Origin of the sequence: Sphingomonas sp., from assembly GCF_035490575.1 — a bacterium.
GTDB lineage: Bacteria > Pseudomonadota > Alphaproteobacteria > Sphingomonadales > Sphingomonadaceae > Sphingomonas.
In genome coordinates this window covers 1-17854 of sequence record NZ_DATJLI010000051.1, presented here as the reverse complement: position 1 = coordinate 17854, position 17854 = coordinate 1, and the positions used below count along the sequence as shown (strand labels likewise).

Annotated in this window: 15 protein-coding genes; 3 read left to right on the top strand and 12 right to left on the bottom strand. The window is 67.8% G+C overall.

Annotated features, from left to right (window positions below):
* From VL973_RS03640 to hisG, 6 genes are all read right to left on the bottom strand, one after another.
* A partial coding sequence (locus VL973_RS03640) for a sodium-translocating pyrophosphatase (RefSeq protein ID WP_325282669.1) occupies window positions 1-2144 on the bottom strand: 2144 nt, incomplete at its 3' end.
* Window positions 2145-2242: 98 nt separating this feature from the next.
* On the bottom strand, window positions 2243-3142 hold the full coding sequence (gene thiL, locus VL973_RS03635) for a thiamine-phosphate kinase (protein ID WP_325282668.1): 900 nt from the start codon (window positions 3140-3142) through the stop codon (window positions 2243-2245).
* Between the two features lie 177 nt (window positions 3143-3319).
* Window positions 3320-3787: a glycine zipper 2TM domain-containing protein gene (locus VL973_RS03630; RefSeq protein WP_325282667.1), complete on the bottom strand. Its 468-nt coding sequence runs from the start codon at window positions 3785-3787 to the stop codon at window positions 3320-3322.
* 52 nt (window positions 3788-3839) lie between these two features.
* Entirely contained in the window at window positions 3840-4319 is a 480-nt protein-coding gene (gene nusB / locus VL973_RS03625; protein ID WP_325282666.1) for a transcription antitermination factor NusB, read from the bottom strand.
* A gap of 75 nt (window positions 4320-4394) precedes the next feature.
* Window positions 4395-5684, bottom strand: a complete 1290-nt coding sequence (hisD, locus tag VL973_RS03620; RefSeq protein WP_325282665.1) for a histidinol dehydrogenase — start codon at window positions 5682-5684, stop codon at window positions 4395-4397.
* Window positions 5681-6358: an ATP phosphoribosyltransferase gene (hisG, locus tag VL973_RS03615; RefSeq protein ID WP_325282664.1), complete on the bottom strand. Its 678-nt coding sequence runs from the start codon at window positions 6356-6358 to the stop codon at window positions 5681-5683. The genes hisD and hisG overlap by 4 nt, the downstream gene beginning before the upstream one ends.
* 86 nt (window positions 6359-6444) lie before the next feature.
* Between hisG and VL973_RS03610 the strand changes: the two genes are divergently transcribed.
* From VL973_RS03610 to VL973_RS03600, 3 genes are read left to right on the top strand one after another with little or no spacing between them, the layout of a single operon-like run.
* Window positions 6445-8127: a M28 family metallopeptidase gene (locus VL973_RS03610; protein WP_325282663.1), complete on the top strand. Its 1683-nt coding sequence runs from the start codon at window positions 6445-6447 to the stop codon at window positions 8125-8127.
* Entirely contained in the window at window positions 8124-9716 is a 1593-nt protein-coding gene (locus VL973_RS03605; RefSeq protein WP_325282662.1) for a M20/M25/M40 family metallo-hydrolase, read from the top strand. The genes VL973_RS03610 and VL973_RS03605 overlap by 4 nt, the downstream gene beginning before the upstream one ends.
* 1 nt (window position 9717) lies before the next feature.
* A complete protein-coding gene (locus VL973_RS03600) occupies window positions 9718-10545 on the top strand; it encodes a Rossmann-fold NAD(P)-binding domain-containing protein (RefSeq protein WP_325282661.1) in 828 nt (275 codons plus the stop codon).
* Here the strand turns inward: VL973_RS03600 and VL973_RS03595 are convergent.
* The 6 genes from VL973_RS03595 to VL973_RS03570 form a co-directional block, all read right to left on the bottom strand.
* Window positions 10455-11378 (bottom strand): DMT family transporter, encoded by a 924-nt coding sequence (locus VL973_RS03595; RefSeq protein ID WP_325282660.1) that lies wholly within the window; start codon window positions 11376-11378, stop codon window positions 10455-10457. The genes VL973_RS03600 and VL973_RS03595 overlap by 91 nt on opposite strands.
* The gene (locus VL973_RS03590) at window positions 11375-12376 is read right to left on the bottom strand and encodes a threonine aldolase family protein (protein WP_325282659.1); all 1002 of its coding nucleotides are present in this window, start codon (window positions 12374-12376) and stop codon (window positions 11375-11377) included. Before VL973_RS03590 ends, VL973_RS03595 begins: the two co-directional genes overlap by 4 nt.
* Before the next feature lie 31 nt (window positions 12377-12407).
* Complete coding sequence (locus VL973_RS03585) at window positions 12408-13880, bottom strand: phospholipase D-like domain-containing protein (protein WP_325282658.1); 1473 nt, start codon at window positions 13878-13880, stop codon at window positions 12408-12410.
* A complete protein-coding gene (locus tag VL973_RS03580; protein WP_325282657.1) occupies window positions 13877-14971 on the bottom strand; it encodes an ATP phosphoribosyltransferase regulatory subunit in 1095 nt (364 codons plus the stop codon). Before VL973_RS03580 ends, VL973_RS03585 begins: the two co-directional genes overlap by 4 nt.
* A 19-nt stretch (window positions 14972-14990) precedes the next feature.
* Entirely contained in the window at window positions 14991-16568 is a 1578-nt protein-coding gene (serA, locus tag VL973_RS03575; RefSeq protein ID WP_325282656.1) for a phosphoglycerate dehydrogenase, read from the bottom strand.
* A gap of 88 nt (window positions 16569-16656) precedes the next feature.
* A complete protein-coding gene (locus VL973_RS03570; protein ID WP_325282655.1) occupies window positions 16657-17814 on the bottom strand; it encodes a phosphoserine transaminase in 1158 nt (385 codons plus the stop codon).
* Window positions 17815-17854 lie beyond the last annotated feature (40 nt).

Sequence of the window (17854 nt, the reverse complement as noted above, 5' to 3'; positions counted from 1 at the left end):
AGCAGCAGCAACGCGACGATGTTGGTGATCTTGATCATCGGATTGACCGCGGGACCGGCGGTGTCCTTATAGGGATCGCCCACGGTGTCGCCGGTGATCGCGGCCTTGTGCGCTTCCGATCCCTTGCCGCCATGATGGCCGTCCTCGATATATTTCTTGGCATTGTCCCACGCGCCGCCGCCCGATGTCATCGAAATGGCGACGAACAGCCCGGAGACGATGACGCCCAGCAGCATCGCGCCCAGCGCCGCGAACCCCTGTGCCTGACCCGCCACCAGCGTCACGATGAAGTAGATGGCGATGGGCGCGAGGACGGGGAGCAGAGAGGGCACGATCATCTCGCGGATCGCGGCGCGGGTCACGATGTCGACGGTGCGGGCGTAGTTGGGGCGGCTGGTCCCGGCCATGATGCCGGGGTCGGCGGCGAATTGCGCGCGCACATCCTCCACCACATGCCCCGCCGCGCGGCCGACGGCGGTCATGCCGAACGCGCCGAACAGATAGGGGAGCAGCGCGCCGAGCAGCAGCCCGACGATGACATAGGGGTTGGACAAACTGAAATCGACGGTCAGTTCGGGAAAGAATGCCTTGAGATCAGTGGTATAGGCGCCGAACAGCACCAGCGCGGCCAGCGCGGCGGAGCCGATGGCATAGCCCTTGGTCACGGCCTTGGTCGTGTTGCCCACCGCGTCCAGCGCATCGGTGCGGGCGCGCACATCGTCGGGCAGGCCCGCCATTTCGGCAATGCCGCCCGCATTGTCGGTGACGGGACCATAGGCATCGAGCGCCACCACCATCCCCGCCAGCGCCAGCAGCGCCGTAGCGGCAAAGGCGACGCCGATGATGCCCGCCAGCTGATAGGATGCGACGACCGCCACGACGATGACCAGGGTGGGCAGCGCGGTCGATTCAAGGCTGATCGCCAGCCCCTGAATGACATTGGTGCCGTGCCCCGTCTCGCTGGCTTTCGCGATCGAGCGGACGGGGCGGTAATCGGTGCCGGTATAATATTCGGTGATCCACACCAGCAGCCCGGTGACGGCCAGCCCGATCATCATGCACCAGAACAGGCTCCAGCCCGTGAAGCCGCCGGCGGCATCGGGCGTCGGCCCGCCCTCGGTCGTCAGGGCGTCGGTCGTGGCTTCCAGAAAGCCCGCGCCGCCGATCGGGGCCGACAGGTCGCCGAGCGTCACCTGCATCGCGATGAAGATCGCGGGCACGGCCAGGATCGCGGTCGTCCAGAACCCCTTGTACAGCGCGCCCATGATCGATCCGCCCTTGCCGAGCCGGACCATATAAGTGCCGATGATCGAGGTGATGATGCACACGCCGCCCACGATCAAAGGCAACGCCATCAATTGCAGAAGGTTGCCCGCCGCCGGCAGCAGCAGCGCGATCGACACCATGGTCAGGCCGAGCGTGACGACATAGGTTTCGAACAGGTCGGCGGCCATGCCCGCGCAATCGCCGACATTGTCGCCCACATTGTCGGCGATGACGGCGGGGTTGCGGGGATCGTCCTCCGGGATGCCCGCCTCCACCTTGCCCACCAGATCGGCGCCGACATCGGCAGCCTTGGTAAAGATGCCGCCGCCCAGCCGCGCGAAGATCGAGATCAGCGACGCGCCGAACGCCAGCGCGGTCAGCGCCTCGACAATGTGGCGACGGTCGGCCTCGACGGCCAGGTCCATGCCGCCGGGGCCGATCAGCCAGGCAAAGATGCCCGCAATCGACAACAGGCCCAGACCGGCGACCAGCATCCCCGTCACCGCGCCCGACCGGAACGCCAGGGTCAATCCGCCCTGCAGCGACCCGCGTGCCGCCTCTGCCGTGCGGACATTGGCGCGCACCGAAATCAGCATCCCCACATAACCGGCCAGCCCCGACAGGATCGCCCCGATCAGGAACCCGGTGGTGGACAGCCAGCCCAGCGTCGGCGTCAGGATGACCGCGACGACGACGCCGACAATGGCGATGGTGCGATATTGGCGGCCCAGATACGCCTTGGCCCCTTCCTGAATCGCCGCGGCGATGTCCTGCATCCGCGCATCGCCGGGCGGCGCGCGCAAAACCTGAGTAGCGGTGACGAGTCCGTAGATGACGGCGATGACGCCACATCCGATCGCGATCAGCACGATATCCATGTCGCTGGGTTCCCTCCTGTGGGGCGCCCGCGCCGATACGATGCCACCGCGGATCACCGTGCAGCGAAGCGTATAGACCCCGCCGCAACCCCGCAAGTTCAGCGTGACGCGTGAACCCAGCCGAGATTTTCGGGCAATCCGACCGGCGTTCCCGAATCGGTGACGTGCAGGCCGGGCGCGTGCCCGAATGCGCCGATGCAGCGGGCGTCCACGGGCGGTGCGACGCCATCCGGCAGCGCGAACAGCAGCGCATAATCGTCGCCGCCGGTCGCCGCGCGAAGTCGCGCCGCGCGACTATCGCCGTCATGCGCGATGGCCGCCGGGGATCGTGGCAGGGCCGAAAGGTCGATCGTCACGCCGCAGCCGCTGGCCGTCGCCATCCTGTCGGCGTCGATCAGCAGGCCGTCGGACACGTCCATCATCGCCGTCGCGACGGATGCGAGCACGCGCCCTTCGCCCAGCAACGGTATCGGACGGCGATAGGCATTGAGCAGCGCGTCGGGTCCGGCCTGTCCGCGCGCGATCGACAGGCCGAGCGCGGCGTCGCCGACGATCCCCGCGACCCACAGCCGATCGCGGGGTCGTGCGCCGCGCCGCAGCGGAACATGCGGTCCCGCCCGTCCGATCGCGGTCAGCGACAGCGTGCGCGGCCCGTCGACTCGGATCGTGTCGCCGCCCAGCAGCGGGCAGCCAAGGGCCATTGCCGCGTCACCCAGCCCGGTCAGGAACGCGTGATCCCACTCATCGTCGCCCAGCGGATAGCCCAGCAATGCGCCGACGGGGGCCGCGCCCTTGGCGGCCAGGTCGGACAGGTTCACCGCCATCAATTTCCACGCGACATCGCCGGGCGGATCGATGGGCAGGTAATGCACCCCCTCGGCAATCAGATCCTTGGTCAGGATCAGGTCGCCCAGCCGCGCGGTATCGTCGGTCAGGTCCCCGGCGCCTGCGTGCAAGGGCAGGCCGCGTAGCGCGGCGATAAAGTCAGCTTCGTTCACGAGACTGAGACTAGGCACTTTGCCGGGCCGTGTCTCGCCAAACGGATTTGCTCGACCAAAGCCTTATTGGCCCTCACGAACCGGCATTCGGACGCGATCACATTAATCGCGCGCATTGTTTCGACCGAAGCGAAAACGGGGCCGCCGGTCGAATGGCGGCCCCTCTTCGTCAAAACATCAGCGGCATTTCACATTGCCGCGATCAACCTCACGGCCCAGCAGCGCGCCGCCGCCCGCACCCAGCAGCGTGCCCAGCGTGCCGCCGCCGATCAGGTTGCCCAGCACGCCACCACCGACACCGCCGATGACCAGGCCCGTGGTCCCGTCGTTGCGCTGGCAATAGGCGCGGCCATCACGGCCCTTGTAGATGCGGTCATTGCGGCCCAGCCGACGCTCGCGATAATTGCCTTCGCGATAGCTGTCGCCGGGGTTCCAGTTGCGATCGTTGCCGCGCCAGCGATAATCGCGGCGGTCCTCGCGTCGATCCTGACGCGCTTCACGGCGATCCTCGCGCCAGTCGCGGCGATCCTCACGCCGTTCCTCGCGGTCTTCGCGGCGATCCTCGCGCCAGTCCTGCGCGGTGGCGGGAACGGTGGCGAGGGGCATCGCCAGCGCGGCGAGCGTCAGAGCAAGGATGGGCTTCATGGGTTAGGCTCCTCTAAAAGATGCCGCACCAACCCCTGACACCCCGATCGGTTCACCCGCCGCTGGCGTTGCCGCCGCGGACATCCTTGGCTACGGCGTCGAGCAGGCCGTTGACGAAGCCCTTTTCGCGGCGGTCGTAAAAGGCGTCGGTCACATCCAGATACTCGCTGATGACCGCGCCGACGGGCACGTCCGCGCGTGCGATCAACTCATAGGTGCCGCAACGCAGGATCTGGCGCATCGGCTTGTCCAGCCGGTCCAGCGACCAGCCGCTGGCCAGCCGTCCGGCGATCAGCGCGTCGATCTCGTTCAGCCGCGTGGTCGTGCCGTTCACCAGATCGTCGAAGAACATCACGTCGGCATCGTGATATTGGGCGTCCTCGACCGTCGCGCCCAGCCGGTGCTGGTGAAACTCGTGCAGCAGCGCTGGGATGGCGGTCCCCTCCATCTCGCGCTGATACAGCGCTTGAACGGCGGCGAGGCGGGCGGCGGCGCGGGCTTGCGTGCGGGTGCGGGACTGGGAGCTGGGCATGATCTTTTCTCGATTACACCGGACGCGACCGATTTGTCGAAGCGTCTCGCTGCGACCGGGCGGCGGTGGTGGATTTCAGGGATTCAGGCGAAGCGCGACCGAACGGGCATGGGCGGGCAGCCCTTCCGCATCGGCCAGCCGCACCGCCGCGGGACCGATCGCGGCAAGACCGGTTTCGGTCAGCGACAGGAAACTGGTGCGCTTCATGAAGTCGAGCACCGACAGGCCGCTGGCGAAACGCGCGCGGCGGCCGGTGGGGAGGACGTGATTGGGACCGGCGACATAATCGCCCACCGCTTCGGGGGTATGGCGGCCCAGGAACACCGAACCGGCATGGCGCACCCGGTCGAACAGCAGGGCGGGATCGGCCACCGCCAGTTCCAGATGCTCGGGCGCCAGCCGGTTGACCAGCAGCATTGCTTCTTCGAGCGAGGGCACCAGGATGATCGCGCCGTTCGCATCCCATGCGGCGCGCGCGACCTGCGCCGTCGACAGCGTGCCGATCTGACGGTCGACGGCGTCGGCCACGCGGTCGGCGAAACCGGCATCGTCGGTGAACAGGATCGACTGGCTGGTGGGATCGTGCTCGGACTGGCTGAGCAGGTCGGCGGCGATCCATTCGGGGTCGTTCGCGCCGTCGGCAACGACGACGATCTCGCTCGGCCCCGCCACCATGTCGATGCCGACGACGCCGTAAAGCTGGCGCTTCGCCTCGGCCACCCAGGCATTGCCGGGGCCGCAGATGACATCGACCGGGCGGATGCGGTCGGTGCCGTAGGCTAGCGCGGCGATCGCCTGCGCGCCGCCCACGCGCCACACCTCGTCCGCGCCGACCAGCGCGGCGGCGGCGAGGACCAGCGGATTGGCTTCCCCATTTGGTGTGGGCGTGACGATCACCAGCCGCTCGACCCCCGCGACGCGCGCGGGGATGGCGTTCATCAAGACCGAACTGGGATAGGCCGCGCGACCGCCCGGCACATACAGGCCGGCAGCATCCACCCCGCGCCAGCGCGCGCCGGTGACGATGCCGTTGTCTTCCCGATATTCGCCGTCCACGGGCCGCTGGCGTTCGTGATAGGCGGTGATGCGGTCGCGCGCGAGCGCCAGCGCGGCGCGCAGATCGGGATCCAGCCCGGCCAGCGCGGCTTCGCAATCGGATCGTTCGATCCGCCAGCCGCTGTCGTTCAGATCATGCGCGTCGAACTTGCTGGTAAAGGCATGGAGCGCGGCATCCCCTTCGCGCCGGACGCTGCCGATGATGGCGGCGACGTCGCGCGAGACATCGGCATCGGCCTCGCGCCTTGCATCGACCAGCGCGTCGAACGCGGCGGCAAAGCCGGGGGCGGCGGTGTCGAGCCGGATCATGCCGCCCGTGTTCCCGCAACCGCGCGGCGGAACGCATCGACCAGCGGCACGACCTCTGCGCGGGTCTTGAACGCAGCGCGGTTGACGATCAGGCGGGAAGAAACCTCGGCGATCACCTCGACCTCGACCAGCCCGTTTTCCCTGAGCGTGCGGCCCGATGACACCAGATCGACTATGCGCGGCGCGAGGCCCAGGATCGGCGCCAGCTCCATCGCGCCATTCAGCTTGACGCATTCGGCCTGCACGCCGCGCGCCTCGAAATGGCGGCGGGTGATGCCGGGATATTTGGTGGCGATACGGACGTGGCTCCACCCGCGCGGATCGTCACCGTTCGCCATGTCGGCGGGTTCGGCGACCGAGATGCGGCAATGGCCGATGCCAAGGTCGACGGGCGCATAAAGCTCCGAATAGGCGAATTCCATCAGCACGTCGGACCCGACAATGCCCAGTTGTGCCGCGCCGTGCGCGACGAAGGTGGCCACGTCGAACGCGCGCACGCGGATCAAATCGATGTCGGCGCGGTTGGTGGAAAAGCGCAGCGCCCGGCTGTCGGGATCGGAAAAGGCTGCTTCGGGCACGATTCCCGCCGCCGCCAGAAGCGGCAATGCTTCGGACAGGATGCGGCCCTTTGGCACGGCAATCACGATCGGGCGGGTTTCGGGTAGAGCGTTCATGGGACGGGGCGCTTTACTTGGGGCGTGGACCGGGTGCAACAAGGGCGAAAGGCGCTGTCGTGCCGGTTTTACCCAACGGAGATCCGATGTTCCGTCGTTTTGCGTTCCTGCTCGCCCTGTCCACTTCCACGGTCGCCATCGCGCAGGATGTCCCGGCACCTGCCGCCGCGCCCGATGCGGCGGCGGTCAACACCCGCGTCAACGCCGCCCTGCCCGAAGCCGAAGCGGCGATGAAGGCGCATGTCATGTTCCTGGCGAGCGATGCGATGCAGGGGCGCGAGGCGGGCAGCGCCACCTATGACGTGGCGGCGCAATATGTCGCAGCGCAATTCTACGCCCAGGGCCTGCGCCCGGCGGGCGATGCGGGCAGTTACCTGCAAACGGTGCCGCTGGTCAGTTACAAGGCGGCAGACAAGGGCAGCTTCGGCTGGACGCGCACTGGCGGCTCGGCGCAGGCGCTGGTGTTCGGGGAGGATTACATCCCCGGTGCCGACCCGTCACGCGCGACGACGGCGATCGACGCGCCGGTGGTGTTCGTCGGCTATGGCATCGACGCCCCCGCGTTCGACCGTGACGATTATGCCGGCGTCGACGTGCGCGGCAAGGTGGTGGCGTTCTTCTCCGGCGCACCAGCGGGGATGCCGGGCGAAGAGCGCGCGCATTTCGGCAATGCCGCGAACAAGGCGGTGACGGCGCAGGAAAAGGGCGCGGTCGGCGTCATCCTGCTCGAATCGCCGACCAGCGCCAAGGTTCGCCCCTTTTCACGGCTGGTCGAGGGCTGGGATCATGCCCGCATGACCTGGGCCAATGCCGACGGCACCGGCTTTTTCGCGGCGCCCGACGCGCCCAGCCTGGGCACGCTGAGCATGAAGGGCGCCGAAAAGCTGTTCGCGGGCGCGCGCACCCCCTGGGCAAAGGTGGTGGCGACGGCCGAGAGCAAGGCGGCGAAGTTCCGCGCGGTCGAACTTCCGGGTCGTCTGTCGGTCAAATTGTCGACCGAAACCAAGCCCGTCACCAGTTACAATGTCGCCGGAATGCTGCCGGGCAGCGACCCGGCGCTGCGCGACGAAGTGGTCGTGCTGACCGCGCATCTGGATCATGTCGGCGTCGGCACGCCCAAGAACGGCGATGCGATCTATAACGGCGCGATGGACAATGCCGTCGGCATCGCCGCGCTGATCGAGGAGGCGAAGCGGTTCAAGGCGTCGGGACAGGCGCCCAAGCGCTCGGTCCTGTTCCTTGCCGTGACGGCGGAGGAAAAGGGGCTGGTCGGCGCCGATTATTTCGCGCGCCACCCGACCGTGCCCAAGGAAAACCTGGTCGCCGACGTCAATCTGGACATGCCGATCCTGACCTACAAGTTCGAGGATATCGTGGCGTTTGGCGCCGATCGGTCGACGCTGGGCCAATATGTGAAGAACGCCGCGACCAGGCTGGGCGTCGCCGTTTCCGCCGACCCGATGCCTGACCAGGGATTTTTCGTGCGGTCGGACCATTATCGCTTCGTGCAGCAGGGCATCCCGTCGGTGTTCGTATGGCCGGGCGCCAAGGGACCGGGACAGGCAGCGTTCGAGGCATTTCTGTCGACGCATTATCACCAGCCGTCGGACGAAGTGGGCCAGACGCCGCCGATCGACTGGGCGTCGGGCGTGCGCTTCATCGAGGCGAATTACATGATCGCGCGCGAGATTGCCGACGCGGCCGAGCGCCCGCGCTGGAACAAGGGCGATTTCTTCGGCACGCTGTATGACGGGGTCGGCGCCAAGTGAGACAGGCGCTGCTGGGCGCAGCCGCGCTGCTGCTGGTCGCGGCGAATGACGCGCCGCTGCCCGAAGATCAGGCGGCGATGCGCGCCCATGTCGCGTTCCTGGCCGATGACGCGCTGAAGGGACGCCAGACCGGCAGTCCCGAGTTCGACGTTGCCGCCGCCTATGTCGCGGCGCAGATGCAGGCGGCGGGGCTGGCGCCGGCAGGGGAGAACGGCACCTGGCGGCAAACCGTGCCGCTGGTCGCCGCCCGGCCGCTCGGCGCCACCGCGACGCTGACGCGCGGCGGCAAACCGGTGGCGCTGGAACTGGGCAGCGATTTCATCGGCCGCGCCAGCCTGACCCATGCCGAGCGCGAGGTCGCGGGCGAAGTGGTGTTCGCCGGTTACGGCGTGGTCGACCCGACGCGCGGGATCGACGATTATCGCGGACTGGACGTGCGCGACCGCATCGTCGCGGTGCTGTATGGCACGCAGCCGGGCCTGAACAGCGAAGTCGCGGCGCATTATGGCGACCGCGCGGTCAAGGCCGATCTGGCCGCGCGGCGCGGGGCGCGGGGCATCGTCTTCATCGAATCGGCTTCGACCCGTGCAAGCTATGATTTCCAGGCGATCGTCGAATCCTGGTCGGGGCCGAGCATGAACTGGGCGCGCAGCGACGATGCGCGCGCCGTTGCCGCGCCGCAACTGGCGGCGATCAGCCAGGCGGGCGCGGAAAAGCTGTTCGCCGGATCGAAGCTCAACTGGTCGCGCGTGCGCGCCGCCGATGCGGCGAAGCGCCCGGTTCCGACAGGCCCGCTGGCGGTGACGGCGGCGTTTTCGCAGAAGAGCGAGATCGTCAGGCTGACCAGTGCCAATATCGTCGGACGGCTGGCGGGCAGCGACCCCGCGCTGGGGAGCGAGCATGTCGTCCTGACCGCGCATCTCGACCATATCGGCGTGGGCGAGCCGGTGAATGGCGACGCGATCAACAATGGTGCGATGGACAATGCGATGGGTATCGCCGCGATGCTGGAGGTCGCCAGGACGTTCCGCGACGCAGACACGCCGCCCAAGCGCAGCCTGTTGTTCGTCGCGCTGACGGCGGAGGAGGAAGGGTTGATCGGCTCCGACTATTTCGCGCGCCATCCGACCGTGCCCAGGGGGGCGATCGTCGCCAACGTCAATCTCGACATGCCGATCATGACCTATAAGTTCGAGGACATCGTCGCTTATGGCGCCGACCGGTCGAGCATCGGCCCGGCGCTGGCGGCGGTCGCGACGGCACAAGGGTTGCGGCTCAGCCCCGATCCCGCGCCGGAGGAATCGAACTTCGTGCGGACCGACCATTACAGCTTCGTCAAACAGGGTGTGCCGTCGGTGTCGATCGACGCGGGACCGGCCGGGCCGGGCAAAATGGCCACTGCCGAGTTTCTGGAGAAGCATTACCACCAACCGTCCGACGATATGAAGCTGCCGTTCGACTGGGCATCGGCGCGGCGGTTCGTGGCGCTGAACTATTCGCTGACCCGCGCGCTGGCCGACGGGCCGCGCCCGGTGTGGAACAAGGGCGACTTTTTCGGGACGCTCTACGCGCAGCCGAGCGCCCAGTAACGTGCGGCTGCTGATCTTCGGCCTTGGCTACAGCGCAGGGGTGATCGCCGCGCGGCTGGCCCCGCATGGCTGGCGGATCGCCGCGACGACGCGCGACGGGCGGGGCGACACGATCGGCTTCGACGATGCCGATCGCGTGGCGTTCGAGGCAAAGGAGGCGACGCACATCCTGTCCAGCGTCCCGCCGGGGCCGGATGGCGACGCGGTGCTGAACGCATATGGCGATGTGCTGGGCGGGGCGCGCCTGTCCTATCTGTCGTCCACCGGCGTTTACGGCGATGCGGGCGGCGGATGGGTGGACGAAAGCGCGCCCATCCGGGGACGGCGCGCGGGGCGCAATGCGGCGGACGCGGCGTGGCTGGCGCGGGGCGCGCGCGTGTTTCGCCTGCCCGGCATCTATGGTCCCGGCCGTTCCCCGATCGAGCGCGTGATGGCGGGCGAGGCGCATCGCACCGGCATCGCCGGACAGGTGTTCAGTCGCATCCATGTCGAGGACCTAGCCGCGGGCGTGATCGCGGGGCTGGATGCGCCGGCGGGTGCCTATAACCTGTCCGATGATTTTCCGTGCGCGCAGGACGATGTGATGACGTTCGCCGCGCGCCTGATGAACCTGCCGCCCCCGCCCATCGTGCCGCTGGAGGCGCTCAGCCCGGCGGCGCGGGCGTTTCATGCCGAAAATCGCCGGGTGGCGAACGGCAAGGCGCGCCGCGCGCTGAACTGGCGCCCGGTATTCGCCGATTACCGGTTGGGTCTGCGCGCCCTCAAGGCGATTACGAGGCCTGCCATCGCCAGCAGCGCGCCGATCGCGGCCAGCGCGGACCAGCGATAACCCTCGAACACCGTCGACAGCGCCATTGCGATCACCGGCACCAGCACGCCCGAATAGGCCGCCTTGGCCGGGCCGATCACGCGGATCACGCCGAAATACAGCGTGAAGGCCAGTGCCGATGCGGCCAGCCCCAGATAGAGCAGCCCCGCCACATAACTGAGGCTCCAGTCGAAACGCGGCGGGCCGGTCGTCACCCAGGCGAACAGCGCATCGATGGTTGCCCCGAACAGCATCGCCCAGCCGAGCATCGACGCCATGGGGTAAGCGCGCGCGGTCTGTGTCCCCTGCATGACATTGGCGACGGATGCCGAACAGACGCCCATCAGCGTGATGGCGATGCCCGTCAGCACGCGCGTGGTGCTGCCCGGATCAACGCGCGCTTCATGGATGAACAGCATGGCGATGCCCGCCATCGCGGTGGCGGAGCCGACCAGCAATTGCCGCCCCAGCCTTTGCCCCAGAAAGATGCGCCCCAGCAGCGCATTGGGCACCAGCAGCAGCGCGAACACCACCGCCACCAGCCCCGACGTGACATAGATTTCAGCGCGGTAGACGAAATTGAAGTTCAGGACGAACTGCATCAGCCCCAGCGCGGCGGCAAAGCCCAGCCCACGCGCATCGAGCGCGAGCGGCACGCGCCGGAACAGCGCCCAGCCCAGCATCGCCGCCCCGCCAATGGCAAAGCGATAGGCGACCGACCAGCTTGGCGGCACCTGTCCCAGCTGGCCGGTGATGACGATCCAGGTCGAACCCCAGATCAGCGTGACAATGCCGAACGGAATCAGCACCGCCAGCCGGGTGGATTGCGGCGGCGGCGCGGTGCTGTCGCTCACAGCGCGGCGATCGCGTCGGCCAGCGGGCGCACGACATCGGCCCCCTGATCCCATGCGGTCACGAACCGCGCCTGTCCCGGTCCCCAGTCGTAAAAGTCGAAGCCCGCCGCGCGCAGCCGGGCGGCTTCTTCGGCGGTCAGCGACACGAATACCTCGTTCGCTTCGACCCGGCCGGTCAGCCGCGCGCCCGCCGCTGCCGCGATCAGTGCGGCCCCGGCATTGGCGGCGCGGGCATTTCCCAGCCACACATCGCGGTCGAGCATCGCCAGCAACTGCGCGGCCAGATAGCGGCCCTTGGATTGCAGATGCCCCGCGCGTTTGCGGCGATAACGGGTCGCCGCGGCCAGATCGGGGCGGAAAAACACCAAGGCCTCCGCCGACATGCCGCCATTCTTGACGAAGCCGAAGCTGAGCGCATCGACGCCCGCGCGCCACGTCACGTCGGCGGGGGCGCAGCCCAGATGCGCGACCGCATTGGCGAAACGCGCGCCGTCCATATGCAGCGCCAGATTGCGACGGCGCGCTACAGCGCCGATCGCCGCCACTTCGTCGGGGGAGTAGACGCGGCCCGCCTCGGTCGCGTTGGTGATGCTGATGGCGTGGGGTTGCACCTGATGCACGTCGTCGCGGATGGCGGCGGCGGCTTCCTCGATCGCGCCGGGCGTCAGCTTGGCGCCTTCACCGTCGATCAGCAGCAGCTTGGCACCGTGGGTGTAGAATTCGGGCGCGCCGCATTCATCGACCTGGATATGGGCTTCGCTGTGGCACAGCACCGCGCCGTGCGGGGGGCATAATGCGGCGAGCGCCAGCGCATTGGCCGCCGTGCCCGTCGGCACCCACAGCACGGCGACCTGCGTGCCGAACAGGTCGGAAAAGGCGCCGTCCAGCCGCGCGCTCCACGCATCGCCGTCATAGGCGGTGTCCTGGACATTGGCGTTCGCCAGCGCGGCCATGACGGCGGGACAGGCGGGGGCGGCATTGTCGGAGAAGAAGCGCATGTCGGCGGCTTTACGGCACGCCGCCGCCGCGTCAATCGCGGTGCAGGCGACGGCGGACCCGCCCGCGCATCCGCCGGGCGCGGCGGCGGATACCGCCGACCAATCCGCCGCGCCCCGCCGGTTCGAACGTCTCGTCGGGATGTTCGGGATCCAGCGCCTGCGAACGGGCGAGGTCGCGCTGGAAATCGCCCTTGTCCGGCGGATTGAACGGCATCAGCGTGCGCCCCGAACCGCGCAGTCGCTCGACCGTTTCGATCAGCGAACCGCAAGTCGCCAGCGTTTCGCCGACAATCGCGGGCGCGACGCCCAGATGTTCGCCGAGCAGGTCGTCACGCAGCCCCGCGATGGTCGCGCGCATGGCGTCGTCGGCCGCCTCGATCACCAGGTCGCACTCGCTGTCGAGACCCATGGAGCGATTGTTCATGTTCGCCGAACCGACGCGCAGCACGCGGTCGTCGGCGATCATGACCTTGGCATGGACGTAAATGTCGGTGCCGCGGTGCGTCACGGGGGTATAGATGCGGATGCGGTGGTGATTGGGGTGCTGGCGCAGCGCGTCGATCAGCTCGGCGCGCGCGGCGCCCATCACTTCCTCCTCAAGCCAGCCATCGGCGACCTTGGGATTGACGATGACGAACTCCGGCCCGTCTTCCTCGTCCAGCCGTTTGCACAGCGCCTCGGCAATCACGCGCGACGCGAAATACTGCGTCTCGATATAGGCGAAGCGGCGGACATCGGCGATCATCGCGACGAACATCGCCTCGATCTCGCGGATCTGCTCGACCTCGCCGTTCACGCCGCGGGTGCGTGCGATCGTCACGTCAATGTCGCGGAATTGCGGCTCCAGTCCGTCGGGCCACGCATCGTTGCCGGGCGCCGGTTCGGGCAGGTCGTCACCACCGGCCGTCGTCCATCGCAGCCGTGCCAGGTCGCCCAGCGCCTTTGCCGCCGCACCGTCGACCGCCATCGACGCATCGTGCCAGGGCATCGAACGCCGCCGCGTGAAGGGGCGGCGGCGGCGCTCGTCATCGTCCAGATGCTCGCGCGTGTCCCAGCGCGACGCCGTCATGTCGATGCCGCCGCAAAAGGCAAAGCTGTCGTCGATCACCACGATCTTCTGGTGATGACTGGCCGCAAAGGGATGGGCATTGTCGGGCAGGAAGGTGATGTTGGGCCGCGCCATCCAGCGTAGCAGCCGGATCGCGGTGGTGCCGCGCCCCAGCAGTTTGAACGCGGCTACGTCCCATGTCAGGATGTTGATGCACAGCTCCGGCCGCGAATCGGCAAGCCAGGTCAGGAACGGGCCAAGCTCGGTCGGCGCGCCGTCGCGCGGGAAACCACGGTCGAGGATGATGCGCGTATCGAAATCCCACCCGATCAGCAGGATGCGTTCGCGCGCCTGCATCATCGCGTGCCGGGCATGGACGTAATAATCGGCGGCATCGACGATCAGGGACGCGCGCCCCGCATGTTCGGTGCGCCAGCCACGATCGGAAAGGCTCATGCCGGTTCGGGTCCTTCTGAGGTCAGCACATGGGTGCAAAGCTGGGCGGCGGGGCTGTCCTGTTCGTCCAGCGCGGCGACGGTCACCCATCCCGCAGCCCGAAGCGCGGCGGCGGCGGTGGGATCGGCATCGACCGGCACGAAAAGGCGACGACGCTCGACAGGGCCGACCCCGGCGTCGAGCAGCGCGTCGGCGAACAGCGAAAAGCCGACTGCCGGTTCCTCGGTCCCGTCATCATGCACGATGGCATAGCTGCCGCCGCGACCCACCTCGACCGGCACGCCGACCTGGAACAGCGAGAAGCCCAGCCAGCTTTGATATTCGAACCCATGGCGCTCGGTCGGATCGAGCGTCATGGCAACGCCGGTGGGCACGGCGGCGGCGATTTCGGCCAGCCCGTCCAGGCGGGTGGCGAGCACCGCGCCATGCACGCTGTCCCGCAGCCGGGCGAGGGCGGCGTCGAATGGACCGGCGGCTTCGATCAGCGGCAGGAAGCCGGGATCGACAGCGGCGACGCCCGCCGCGTCCTTGCCGTCCAGCGACTGGCGCAGCGCCGTCAGCCGTTCAGCGGGCATGTCACCCGCCAGTTCGGCCAGCAGGTCGGGCAGGGTGAAGTCGATCGACAGGCCGGTCATGCCAGCCGCCTGCAACGCCTCGACCGCGACGGTGACGACTTCGCGCGCGGCGGCGATGGTGTCGCGGCCGATCAGTTCGCAGCCGATCTGGCGCTGGGCACGTTCGGGGCGAAGCTGCGACGCGCGCAGCCGGACGACGGGTCCGGCATAGGACAGGCGCACCGGACGGGGGTGATGTGCCATGCGCGTCGCGGCGATGCGGCCGATCTGTGCGGTGATATCGGGGCGGATCGCCAGCGTCGATTGCGATACCGGATCGACAAAGCGCACCGAATCGCGTGCCCCCCCGGCCTTCAGCCGCCGTTGCAGCGCGGCCTCGAACTCGACAAGCGGGGGGTCGACCTGTTCATAGCCATGCCGGAACGCGGCATCGAGCACGCGGCGTTCCAACCGCGTCGCGGCATCGGCAAAGGGGGGCAGGCGGTCGTGAAAACCTTCGGGCAGGAGGCCGGTCATGACCGGCCTCCTAACCGCATCAGAAGCGAAGCGCCATCACCGTCTTGACGCCTGGCAGCGCACGGACACGGGCGATCAGATCGGCTGTAACCGGTTCGTCGACCGACAGGAGCAGCACCGCTTCCCCGCCCGCATCGCGGCGGCCAAGGTGGAAGGTGCCGATGTTCACGCCCGCTTCGCCCAGCGTCGTGCCGATGCGGCCGATGAAGCCGGGCGCATCCTCGTTCACGACATACAGCATGTGGCCGGCCAGATCGGCCTCCACCTTGATGCCGAACAATTCGATCAGGCGCGGCGCCTGATTGCCGAACAGCGTGCCCGCGACCGAACGCTCACCCGCATCGGTCTTGACCGACACGCGGACCAGCGTGTGATAGTCCCCCTCGCGCTCGGTCCGCACCTCGCGCACCTCGATCCCGCGCTCCTTGGCGAGATAGGGGGCGTTGACCATGTTCACCGTGTCCGAATGGACGCGCAGGAAGCCCGACAGCACCGCCGAAGTGATCGGCTTGGGGTTCAGCTCGGCCGCGGCCCCTTCGGTATGGACCGACACGCGCGGGATCGCGTCGTGGCTGAGCTGGCCGACCAGGCCGCCCAGCTTTTCGGCCAGCGCCATATAGGGCTTGAGCCGCGGCGCTTCCTCCGCGGACAGGCTGGGCATGTTGAGCGCGTTGGTGACGCCGCCCGATACCAGGAAATCGGCCATCTGCTCGGCGACCTGCAGCGCGACGTTCACCTGTGCCTCGTTGGTCGATGCGCCAAGATGTGGCGTGGCGACGAAATTGGGCGTGCCGAACAGCGCATGTTCCTTGGCCGGTTCGGTCACGAACACGTCGAGCGCTGCGCCGCCGACATGGCCCGTATCGAGCAGTTGCTTGAGCGCGGCTTCATCGACCAGCCCGCCGCGCGCGCAATTGATGATGCGGACGCCCTTCTTGGTTTTGGCCAGGTTTTCCGCCGACAGGATGTTGCGCGTCTGGTCGGTCAGCGGCGTGTGCAGCGTGATGAAGTCGGCGCGTGCCAGCAGCTGGTCCAGCTCGACCTTTTCCACGCCGATCTCGACCGCGCGTTCGGGCGACAGGAAGGGGTCATAGGCGACGACCTTCATGCGAAGGCCCAGCGCCCGGTCGGCGACGATCGAGCCGATATTGCCCGCGCCGATCAGACCCAGCGTCTTGCCGGTCAGCTCGACCCCCATGAAGCGGTTCTTTTCCCACTTGCCCGCCTGTGTGCTGGCATCGGCTTCGGGCAATTGGCGGGCCAGCGCGAACATCAGCGCGATGGCGTGTTCGGCGGTGGTGATCGAATTGCCGAAGGGCGTGTTCATCACCACCACACCCTTGGCCGAGGCGGCGGGGATGTCGACATTGTCGACGCCGATGCCGGCGCGGCCGATGACCTTCAAATTGGTGGCGGCGTCGAGAATCTCCTTCGTGACCTTGGTCGAGGAGCGGATGGCGAGGCCGTCATATTCGCCGATCATCGCCTTCAACTCGTCAGGCGTCTTGCCGGTGATTTCGTCCACCTCGACCCCGCGTTCGCGGAAGATCTGGGCGGCGAGGGGCGACATCTTGTCGGAAATCAGGACCTTGGGCATGATTTGAAACCTTGTGCTTCACCGTCGGGGCCGGGCGTCAGCGCCTCGGCCGGTTGTGACGATGCGGGAAAACGAAAATGGAGTAGGGTCAGCCCGCCTTGGCGGCGGCATATGCCCAGTCGAGCCAGGGGCCGAGCGCCTCGACATCGGCGGTGTCGACGGTCGCGCCGCACCAGATGCGAAGCCCCGGCGGCGCATCGCGATAGCCGGCCACGTCATAGGCGGCATGCTCGCTCTCAAGCAGCGAGGCCATTTTCTTGATGAACGCCTCGTCCGCGCCCTGCACCGTCAGGCAGACGCTGGTGTTCGAGCGGGTCGCCGGATCGGAGGCGAGATGGCCCAGCCACTCGCGTTCGTCGACGATGCGGCCAAGCGCGGTCGCATTGGCGGTCGACCGGCCGATCAACGCGTTCAGCCCGCCAATCCCCTGCGCCCATTCCAGCGCGAAGATATAATCCTCGACCGCCAGCATCGACGGCGTGTTGATCGTCTCGCCCTTGAAGATACCCTCGACCAGCTTGCCGCCCTTGGTCATGCGGAAGATCTTGGGCAGCGGCCATGCAGGCGTATAGCTCTCCAGCCGCTCGACGGCGCGGGGACCGAGGATCAGCACGCCGTGGCCGCCCTCTCCGCCCATCACCTTCTGCCACGAGAAGGTGGTCACATCGAGCTTGTCCCACGGCATGTCCATCGCGAACACGGCCGAGGTCGCGTCGGCAAAGGTCAGCCCTTCACGCGTGTCCGAAATCCAGTCGCCATTGGGCACGCGCACGCCGCTGGTCGTGCCGTTCCAGGTGAACACCACGTCATGATCGGCGCGAACCTGGGTCAGGTCGGGCAGTTCGCCATAGGGCGCCTTGATGACGGTGGGTTCGATCTTGAGCTGCTTGACGGCATCGGTCACCCAGCCTTCGCCAAAGCTTTCCCATGCCAGCACCGACACCGGCCGCGCGCCCAGCATCGACCACATCGCCATTTCGACGGCGCCGGTGTCCGACGCGGGGACGATGCCGATGCGGTGCGTGTCGGGCACCTGCAAAATCTCGCGCGTCAGGTCGATCGCGTGCTGAAGGCGGGTTTTGCCCAGCTTTGAGCGGTGCGAGCGACCCATGACGCGGGTGTCGAGCCTGTCGGGCGACCAGCCCGGTGGCTTGGCGCAGGGACCGCTGGAAAAATGGGGGCGTGCCGGTTTGTCGGCGGGTTTCGCGGACGCAAGGGTGGCGTCGGCGGCAGTCGGAAAAGTCATGTCAGTCTCTCCTCACAGAGAGCACGCGCGGCGTTGGGAC

What these genes read in the sequence shown, in the direction of transcription:
- VL973_RS03590 (WP_325282659.1), bottom strand. Translation starts at nt 12,376, where the DNA reads ATGCGCTTCTTCTCCGACAATGCCGCCCCCGCCTGTCCCGCCGTCATG.
- VL973_RS03630 (WP_325282667.1), bottom strand. Translation starts at nt 3,787, where the DNA reads ATGAAGCCCATCCTTGCTCTGACGCTCGCCGCGCTGGCGATGCCCCTC.
- hisG (WP_325282664.1), bottom strand. Translation starts at nt 6,358, where the DNA reads ATGAACGCTCTACCCGAAACCCGCCCGATCGTGATTGCCGTGCCAAAG.
- VL973_RS03580 (WP_325282657.1), bottom strand. Translation starts at nt 14,971, where the DNA reads ATGACCGGCCTCCTGCCCGAAGGTTTTCACGACCGCCTGCCCCCCTTT.
- serA (WP_325282656.1), bottom strand. Translation starts at nt 16,568, where the DNA reads ATGCCCAAGGTCCTGATTTCCGACAAGATGTCGCCCCTCGCCGCCCAG.
- VL973_RS03570 (WP_325282655.1), bottom strand. Translation starts at nt 17,814, where the DNA reads ATGACTTTTCCGACTGCCGCCGACGCCACCCTTGCGTCCGCGAAACCC.
- VL973_RS03585 (WP_325282658.1), bottom strand. Translation starts at nt 13,880, where the DNA reads ATGAGCCTTTCCGATCGTGGCTGGCGCACCGAACATGCGGGGCGCGCG.
- VL973_RS03610 (WP_325282663.1), top strand. Translation starts at nt 6,445, where the DNA reads ATGTTCCGTCGTTTTGCGTTCCTGCTCGCCCTGTCCACTTCCACGGTC.
- nusB (WP_325282666.1), bottom strand. Translation starts at nt 4,319, where the DNA reads ATGCCCAGCTCCCAGTCCCGCACCCGCACGCAAGCCCGCGCCGCCGCC.
- hisD (WP_325282665.1), bottom strand. Translation starts at nt 5,684, where the DNA reads ATGATCCGGCTCGACACCGCCGCCCCCGGCTTTGCCGCCGCGTTCGAC.